The sequence below is a fragment of the Rhizorhabdus histidinilytica genome (genome assembly GCF_900167915.1).
GTDB classification, from domain to species: domain Bacteria; phylum Pseudomonadota; class Alphaproteobacteria; order Sphingomonadales; family Sphingomonadaceae; genus Rhizorhabdus; species Rhizorhabdus histidinilytica.
This window is the reverse complement of the sequence record NZ_FUYM01000008.1, coordinates 245,701-252,454: the sequence shown is the minus strand read 5'-3', so window position 1 is coordinate 252,454 and position 6,754 is coordinate 245,701. Positions and strand designations below refer to the sequence as shown.

Genomic DNA, 6,754 nt, shown 5'->3' with positions numbered 1-6,754 from the left:
CCGCCGCTCGCCGCCATCGCCAACAAGGAGGCCGTCAACGCCGCCTTCGAGACCGGCCTCCACCACGGCCTGCTGTTCGAGCGCCGCACCTTCAACGGCCTGTGCGCCACCGACGACAAGGCCGAGGGCATGACCGCCTTCGTCGAAAAGCGCCCCGGCCTCTGGAAAGGAAAGTAAGCATCATGGCGACGATCGGTTTCATCGGACTCGGCAATATGGGCGGCGGCATGGCCGCCAATCTCGCGAAGAAGGGCCATGACGTGCGCGCCTTCGACCTGTCGAAGGAGGCGGTCGACCGCGCCGTGGCGGCGGGCTGCGTCGCCGCCGGATCGGCTTCCGAGGCGGTCAAGGACGCCGAATATGTCGTCACCATGCTGCCGGCGGGCCAGCATGTCCGTGCCGTCTACGAGAATGACGTGTTCGGATCGGCGCCGGCCTCGGCGCTGCTGATGGATTGCTCGACGATCGACGTCGCCTCGGCGCGCGCCGTCAACGCGGCGGCGGCGGCCCAGGGGCTGGCGATGGTCGATGCCCCCGTCTCGGGCGGCATCGCCGCCGCCAATGGCGGCACGCTGACCTTCATGGTCGGCGGCAGCGCCGAGCATTTCGCCCGCGCCGAGCCGGTGCTCGCGCTGATGGGCAAAGCGGTGATCCATGCCGGCGGCGCCGGTTCGGGCCAGGCGGCGAAGATCGTCAACAACATGATCCTCGGCGCGACGATGGTCGCGACCTGCGAGGCCTTCGCGCTGGCCAGCAAGCTCGGCCTCGACCTCCAGACCTTCTATGACATCTCGTCCAAGGCTAGCGGGCAGAGCTGGTCGATGACCAGCTATTGCCCGGTCCCCGGCGTCGGTCCGCAGAGCCCGGCCGACAACGACTATCAGGGCGGCTTCGCGGCGGGCCTGATGCTCAAGGACCTCAAGCTCGCGGTCGAGGCGGCGCAGGGCGTCGGCGCCAGCGTGCCGATGGGCGGCCATGCCGAGAGCCTCTATCAGGCGTTCGCCAACCTCGGCGGCGCGGGCAAGGACTTCTCGGCGATCATCAAGCTGCTCGACGGCAGCTACCGGGCCTGAGTTCCGATTCCCCCTCCCTTCCGGGGAGGGGAAAACTCAAGCCGCGACGTCGTTGAACTGGAGCCGCGCCAGCCGCGCGTAGAGGCCGCCCTGCGCGCTCAGAGTCGCGTGGTCGCCCTGCTCGACGATCCGGCCCTGGTCCATCACGAGAATCCGGTCGGCGGCCCGCACCGTCGCCAGCCGGTGGGCGATGACGATCGTCGTCCGCTCCTTCATCAGCCGATCGAGCGCGTCCTGTACCAGCCGTTCGGATTCGGCGTCGAGCGCCGAGGTAGCCTCGTCGAGCAGCAGCAGCGGCGCATCGCGCAGGATCGCGCGGGCGATGGCGATGCGCTGGCGCTGGCCACCCGACAGGCGCGCGCCCGCCTCGCCGAGGAAGCTGTCGAGCCCGTCAGGAAGCGCGCGCAGGAAGGAGGCGGCGTTGGCAGCTTCCGCGGCGGCCCAGATCGTATCGTCGTCGGCATCCCAGCGGCCATAGCGGAGATTGTCGCGCGCCGAGGCGCCGAACAACACCGTTTCCTGGGGCACCACCGCGATCCGGGCGCGGATGTCGGCCGGGTCGGCATCGGGCAGGGCGATCCCGTCGAGCCGGATCGTGCCGCTCTCGGGATCGTAGAAGCGCTGCGCCAGTTGCAGGATCGTCGACTTGCCGGCCCCCGACGGGCCGACCACGGCGACCATCTCGCCAGGCTCCACGGTGAAGCTGACATCGTCGAGCGCGAGCACCTCCGGCCGGGTCGGATAGCGGAAGCCGACATGCTCGAATGCCAGCTGGCCGCGTGGAGGCTGGGGCAGGGCGATCGGGTGCGCCGGTGCCTTGATCTCGGCCTCGGCGGTCAGCAGCTCGGAGAGCCGCGCCGCGGCGCCGGCCGCGCGGACGATGTCGCCATAGACCTCCGCCAGGGCACCGAACGCACCGGCGACGAGGCCGCCGGTCAGGATGAAGGCGGCGATCGAGCCGCCCGACAGCCGGCCGTTCGCAACGTCGATCGCGCCCTGCCACATCACCATCGTGATCGATCCGAAGATCAGCCCGATGATGATCGCGGTCATCACGGCGCGAGTGCGGATGCGCCGGCGCGCGGTGTCGAAGCTGCTGCCGACCACCGCGCCGAAGCGCTCGGCCTCGCGGGCTTCCTGGTTGAAGCCCTGGACAATCTTCATCGCGCGCAGCGTCTCGGAGACGGTGGCGCCGACGTCGGCGATCCGGTCCTGCGTGCTGCGTGACAGGTTGCGCAGCCGTCGGCCCATCAGGATCACGGGCAGCATCACCACGGGAATTCCCAGCAGCAGCATCGCCGCCAGCTTGGGCGCGATCGCGAACAGGTAGATGATCCCGCCGATCGCCAGCACGATGTTGCGGAGCGCGACCGACACGGTCGTGCCCACTACCTGCTCGATGATCGCGGTGTCGGCGGTCAGCCGCGATGCGATCTCGGACGGCCGGTTCTCCTCGAAGAAGCGCGGCGCGAGGCGGAGCAGGTTGGCCTGCACCGCGATCCTTATGTCGGCGACGACGCGCTCGCCCATCCACGACACGAAATAGAAGCGGGTGGCGGTCGCCAGCGACAGCACCAGGACGATCAGCAGCAGGTATTGGAAATAGGGGCCGACGTCGCCGCCCGAGGCGATGAAGCCCTTGTCGATCACCAACCGGAAGCCGCCCGGGATCGCCAGCGTCGCCCCGGCGGCGACGACCAGCGCCGCGAGCGCCGAGGCGATCCTTCCCGGGTAGCGGCGCGCGAAGCGCCATATCATCGTCAACTCGCCGAGCTTGCGCTCGGACGCCTCGGGATTCGGGTCGCGCCGTGCCATGACGCGCGCCCTAGCAATTTGCCCCGCGCATCTCAATTGCGCTGGCGACCGCAAGCTTATGGCAATATGCTTCGGCTATCCTTACATTCGTAACGGCATCCCACCGGAGAATTGCATGCTGTACGACGCCTATGAGTTTCAGCGCACGATGCTGTCGGCGGCCAGCGCTTGGGCCAATCTGGGGGCCCAATGGCTCCAGAACCCGCTGAATCCGATGTCCTACAGCAATATGGCGCCAATGATGGCATCGGGGCTCGACGTGTTCGCCCATGCCTCGGCTTCGCGCGGCAAGCCCGATTTCGGTTTCACCCAGGTCGAGGTCGACGGCCGCAAGGTCGCCGTCACCGAGGAGATCATCCTCCGCAAGCCGTTCGGCCAGCTCAAGCGATTCCGTCGTCGCGGCATCACCGGGCAGCCCAAGCTGCTCGTCGTCGCGCCGATGTCGGGCCACTATGCGACCCTGTTGCGCGGTACGGTCGAGCGGCTGATGCCGCGCCACGACGTCTATATCACCGACTGGCGCGACGCGCGGCTCGTCCCGCTCGAGGAGGGGCGCTTCGATCTCGACGATTATATCGACTATCTGGTCGAGTTCCTCGAGACGCTCGGGCCCGGCACGCACATGCTGGCGGTGTGCCAGCCCTCGGTTCCGGCCTATGCCGCCGCGGCGCTGATGGCGGCGGACAATCATCCCTGTCGCCCGAAGACGCTCACCATGATGGGCGGTCCGGTCGACACGCGTGAGGCGCCGACCGCGGTCAACACCGTCGCCACCCAGCGCCCGCTCGCCTGGTTCGAGCAGAACGTCATCCACACCGTGCCTGTCTATTATCCGGGTAGCGGCCGCCGGGTCTATCCGGGCTTCCTCCAGCTCACCGGCTTCATGGCGATGAACCTCGGTAACCATCTCGTCAGCCATTGGAGCATGTTCAAGCATCTCGTCGAAGGCGACGAGGAGAGCGCCGACGCCACCAAGGCCTTTTACGACGAGTATCGCTCGGTCTGCGACATGACCTCGGAATTCTACCTCCAGACGATCGACCAGGTTTTCCAGCGCCATCTGCTGCCCAGGGGCGAGTTCCTGCATCGCGGGCGGCCGGTCGATCCGGGAGCGATCAAGGACATCGGCCTGCTCGCGATCGAGGGCGAGCGCGACGATATCTCGGGTATCGGCCAGACCAAGGCGGCGCTGACGCTCGCCACGGCGTTGCCCGCGAAGAAGAAGAAATATCTGCTCGCCGAACGGGTCGGCCATTACGGCATCTTCAACGGCCGGCGCTGGCGCGAGAAGATCGCCCCGGTCGTGGACGACTGGATAGCGGCGCATGACGGGTAGGAGCATCCGTCTCCTTCCCGCCCTCGCGCTGGCACTCGCCGTCGCGCACCCGCTCCGCGCGCAGGATCTTCCGGACGATGCCGTCCGTCAGGATGCCGTCGGCCGGGCCCAGCAGGCGGCCGCAGAAGACGATTGCGGCGGCGTGCTCGGCGCACTCGACCCGCTTGTTCCCGGTCTCGCCAAGGGCGACCAGCGCATCCTCGTTCAGCGCCTGCGGCTGATCTGCCTCGGTCGCGAGGGGCGGTTCGAGGAGCTTGCTGCGGTCCAGCGCGAGCTCGCCCTGGCGATCCCCCGGGACGGTACGGTCCGAGCGTTCGGGGTGATCATCGCGCTGGGCGAGGAGCGTTTTGCCGACGCCGCCGACCAGCTCGCGACATTGGCTGCATCCTCGCCATCATCGCTCAACATCCTGACTGGCGCGGCGGTCCGCGAAATCTCGATGCGGCTCCAGCAGAGCAATGCGCTCGCGGCTCGCAACCGGATGATGATCGCACTCGCCCGCGCCGATTGGGAACCGTCCGACATTCCCGAACTGCGAACCGGCTTCGCGGAAGGGGCGATCAGCGCGTTGCTCGACGAAGGGCAGCCCGACGAGGCCGAAGGCCTGCTCGAACGGATCGAGCAGCCCGAGCTGCTGAGCTCGATGCTGGTCGACCGCCATTACGCCCCGATCTGGCGCGCGGTCGAATCGCGGCTCGGGCCGGCCGGCGGCCTCTCGGTCGACAATTTCGCGCGCGACAAGCTCGGCACCTATGCCGACATGCCGACGTCCGACACGGCGTTGCGCGACGCGGCGAATGCGATGCTGCTGCTCGGCCGCTATCCCGACCTGGTCGACATGACCGACGACGTCGCCGTCAGGGAGGGGATGAGCCGCGACGAGGTGCAGACCGTGCTGATGCGGGCCCGCGCGCTCGCCGTGCTCGGCCGCAATGCCGAGGCCGATCGTGTGATGGCGCCGTTCATGGCGCTCGATCCGGCGAAGTCGCCTGAGATCGTCACCGCGCTGATCACCTATCCCGAGTTCCTCGACGAGACCGGCCAGTCGGCCCGCGCGCTGGAGACCGCGCGCGCGGTGCGCGAGCGCGGCGCCGGCGTGATCAACGGCTTCGGCATGCGCTGGGTCGACCGGACAGAGATTTGCGCACTGAGTGCACTCGGCCGTACCACCGAGGCGGGCGCGGCGATCGACCGGCTGAAGCCGCGCTTCGGCGAGAACCACGCGGCGCTGATCGAGTCACTGCTCTGCGCGAAGCGCGACGGCGAGGCGAGCGAGTTCGCGCTCAAGGCCTTTGCCGACAAGGAGGCCGGGACCGAGCTGATCTACCAGTTCCAGCCCGAAGGCTCGATCTGGGGCGCGGGCCCGTCGCGGCTGCGCGACCTGTGGACCGCCTTCCTCGCCAAACCGGCGATCAAGGCCGCATTCGAGAAGCGCGGGCGGATATTGCCGCGCGCCTATTGGCCCGGCAGCAAGCCGCGCGAGATACCGCGCCGCCCGGCCGCGGGGGAAAACCTCACCTGATGCCGACGATTGGGGGGCGGCGGCTCGTCGCGCGGATCGAGACCTGGCCAGTGGCCGGCAGCTTCGTGATCGCGCGCGGCGCGAAGACGCAGGTTGACGTGGTCGTCGTCGAGATATCCGAAGCCGGCCATCGCGGGCGAGGCGAGGCCACCGCGATCTATTATCATGGCGAGAGCGCCGAGAGCGTGCTTGCGCAGGCCGAGACGATGGCGGACGCGATCGCCGGGGGCATCGGCCGTGAGGATCTGCTGCGCGCGATGCCGCGCGGGGCCGCGCGCAACGCGATCGATGCCGCGCTATGGGATATCGACGCGAAGCGGACCAGCCGCCCCGCCTGGTCACTGGCGGGTCTGGCGGAGCCGATGCCGGTGCAATCGGCCTTCACCATCTCGCTCGGCGAGCCCGAGCGGATGGAAGCGGACGCGCGCGCGGCCGCATCGGTCTATCCGCTGCTCAAGCTCAAGCTGGCCGGGGAGGGCGACATCGACCGCGTCGCTGCGGTCCGTCGGGGCGCTCCAGAGGCGCGGCTGATCGTCGATGCCAACGAAGGCTGGACGGGGCGCGACGTGGTCGCCGAGGCGGCGGCGCTGCTGCCCTATGGTGTCGAGCTGATCGAGCAGCCGGTCCGGGTCGGCGAGGACCATCTTCTCGACGGCCTGCGCTCGCCGATCCCGCTCTGCGCCGACGAAAGCTGCCAGGACCGCGCCGATCTCGCGCGCTGCGTCGGACGCTACCAGGCGATCAACATCAAGCTCGACAAGGCGGGCGGGCTGACCGAGGCGCTCGCGCTGGCCGTCGAGGCGCGGTCGCTGGGGCTGGAGCTGATGGTCGGCTGCATGCTGTCGACCTCGCTCGGCATCGCGCCGGCGATCCTCGCCGCGCAGCAGGCCCGCTGGGTCGACATCGACGGCCCGCTGCTCCTCGCCGCCGATCGCGACGATCCGGTCCGCTTCGATCGCGGAGTGGCCTATCCGGCCCGGCCCAGCCTTTGGGGTTGAGCTGAACCCG

6 protein-coding genes are annotated in these 6,754 nt (G+C 69.0%); 5 read left to right on the top strand and 1 reads right to left on the bottom strand.

The window, feature by feature from the left end:
* Both B5X82_RS18190 and mmsB read left to right on the top strand, forming a co-directional pair.
* Positions 1-177, top strand: a 177-nt coding sequence (locus B5X82_RS18190) for an enoyl-CoA hydratase-related protein (RefSeq protein WP_235862721.1), incomplete at its 5' end; no start/stop codon positions are given.
* 5 nt (positions 178-182) lie between these two features.
* Positions 183-1,073: a 3-hydroxyisobutyrate dehydrogenase gene (gene mmsB / locus B5X82_RS18185; RefSeq protein WP_139385133.1), complete on the top strand. Its 891-nt coding sequence runs from the start codon at positions 183-185 to the stop codon at positions 1,071-1,073.
* Positions 1,074-1,109: 36 nt separating this feature from the next.
* Here mmsB and B5X82_RS18180 read toward each other — a convergent pair whose 3' ends face one another.
* Entirely contained in the window at positions 1,110-2,888 is a 1,779-nt protein-coding gene (locus tag B5X82_RS18180; RefSeq protein WP_079649583.1) for an ABC transporter transmembrane domain-containing protein, read from the bottom strand.
* Positions 2,889-3,003: 115 nt separating this feature from the next.
* Between B5X82_RS18180 and B5X82_RS18175 the strand changes: the two genes are divergently transcribed.
* The 3 genes from B5X82_RS18175 to dgcA are packed head-to-tail and all read left to right on the top strand — an operon-like array spanning position 3,004 to position 6,744.
* Positions 3,004-4,224, top strand: coding sequence for a polyhydroxyalkanoate depolymerase (locus B5X82_RS18175; RefSeq protein WP_079649582.1), 1,221 nt, complete (start codon positions 3,004-3,006; stop codon positions 4,222-4,224).
* Complete coding sequence (locus tag B5X82_RS18170) at positions 4,214-5,746, top strand: hypothetical protein (RefSeq protein ID WP_079649581.1); 1,533 nt, start codon at positions 4,214-4,216, stop codon at positions 5,744-5,746. Before B5X82_RS18175 ends, B5X82_RS18170 begins: the two co-directional genes overlap by 11 nt.
* On the top strand, positions 5,746-6,744 hold the full coding sequence (gene dgcA, locus B5X82_RS18165; protein WP_079649580.1) for an N-acetyl-D-Glu racemase DgcA: 999 nt from the start codon (positions 5,746-5,748) through the stop codon (positions 6,742-6,744). The genes B5X82_RS18170 and dgcA overlap by 1 nt, the downstream gene beginning before the upstream one ends.
* Positions 6,745-6,754: the final 10 nt, after the last annotated feature.